At 71.2% G+C, this 1,398-nt stretch carries 3 protein-coding genes; all 3 read right to left on the reverse strand.

Annotated elements, in window-relative coordinates:
* On the reverse strand, positions 1-477 hold a 477-nt coding region (locus DSP71_RS23370), incomplete at its 3' end, for a tRNA (adenosine(37)-N6)-threonylcarbamoyltransferase complex transferase subunit TsaD (protein ID WP_396652049.1).
* Positions 474-962 carry a ribosomal protein S18-alanine N-acetyltransferase gene (rimI, locus tag DSP71_RS08345; RefSeq protein ID WP_058632722.1) on the reverse strand — a complete coding sequence of 163 codons (489 nt, stop codon included), beginning with the start codon at positions 960-962 and terminating at the stop codon, positions 474-476. The genes DSP71_RS23370 and rimI, both read right to left, overlap by 4 nt.
* The coding region (tsaB, locus tag DSP71_RS08350) for a tRNA (adenosine(37)-N6)-threonylcarbamoyltransferase complex dimerization subunit type 1 TsaB (RefSeq protein ID WP_258546330.1) at positions 959-1,398 on the reverse strand (440 nt) is incomplete at its 5' end. The genes tsaB and rimI, both read right to left, overlap by 4 nt.

Below are 1,398 nucleotides of genomic sequence, written 5' to 3' on the forward strand. Positions count from 1 at the left end.
GAGCAGCTCGACGTCTGTGGTGAGGTCTCGCACGTGCAGCAGTGAGGTGTGCCCGCCCGAGACGAGCAGGGCGATCGTCGGGTATTCGAGCGGCGCGGAGTCGGCCGTGAGGATGTCGGCCGCGATGTGCCCGACCAGGTGGTTCACCGCGTACAGGGGCTTGTCGATCGAGACGGCGAGGCCCTTCGCGGCGCCGACACCGACCATCAGCGCGCCGGCGAGCCCTGGCCCGCTGGTGACCGCGACGGCATCGAGGTCGGCGAGTCCCACCCCCGCTTCGGCGAGCGCGGCGTCGATCGAGGGCTGCAGCGCCTCGAGGTGCGCCCGCGCGGCGACCTCGGGAACGACGCCGCCGTAGCGCGCGTGCTCGTCCATGCTCGAGGCGATGGTGTTCGACAGCAGGGTGCGCCCACGCACGATGCCGATGCCCGTCTCGTCGCAGCTCGTCTCGATGCCCAGAACCAGCGGTTCGCTCATGCCTTCGCCTCCTCGTCCGCCGCGGAGGGCGCCGCATGGTGCCGCAGGTGCATTCGCATCACGATCGCGTCGACGCCATCCGGCTGATAGTAGTGCGGGCGGCGGGCGATCTCCTCGAAGCCCTCGGCACGGTACAGCCCCTCCGCGGAGGGGTTGTCGGCCCTGACCTCCAGGAAGACCTCTCGCGCACCACGCTCCGCCGCCGCAGCGAGCAGAGCGCGCAACAGGGCGCGTCCTCTCCCGTGTCCCCGATGTTCGGCGAGCAGTGCGATGGTCTGGATGTCGGCGTCGGCACTGCCGAGCAGTGCCCGTACCCCGCCGTAGCCGATGACCTCGCCGTCGTGCTCGTCGACCAGATACCGGCCGTGCGGGCTGACGAGTTCGGCGACCATGGTCTCCGAGCTCCAGGCATCGGTCGGGAAGGACCTGTTCTCGATCGCCATGATCGCGTCGAGGTCATCTGCTGAGGCGTCTCGAAGGGTCATGTGCCCACCTTCTTCGGGGCACCGGGGAGCGTCACATCAGGGTGCCGCATGTACAGGGGCTCCTCCCCGGCGAGCGTGCGGCCGGCCGCGAGAGCCCGCGCGCCGACCCGTGCGAGGTCCGTCGCGGACAGCGTCGACACATCGATGCGGCGGATGCCGTCGAGGTGGGCATCCGCGTCTGCCGCTCGGACGAGCACGGTGTCGGCGACCACAGCGGGGATGCCGTCGTCGTCGAGACCATCGAACACGGTGATGGCGACCTCGCGTCGGCGCGCGTCGGTCACGATCGCGAAGGGTGCGGTCTCGGTGTCGAGAGCGGTGAGGGCTGCCGCGAGGTGGCTGGGGACGGGGACGACGGGGAGGTCGCGGCCGAGGGCGAAGGCGCGCGCGGCGGCGATGCCGATGCGCAGGCCGGTGAACGGCCCCGGCCCCATGC

Source organism: Microbacterium sp. H6 (assembly GCF_003314775.1).
GTDB classification, from domain to species: Bacteria; Actinomycetota; Actinomycetes; order Actinomycetales; family Microbacteriaceae; genus Microbacterium; species Microbacterium oxydans.

Bases quoted from the DNA above. Each gene is read 5' to 3' on its own strand.
- rimI (WP_058632722.1), bottom strand. From the start codon at position 962: ATGACCCTTCGAGACGCCTCAGCAGATGACCTCGACGCGATCATGGCG.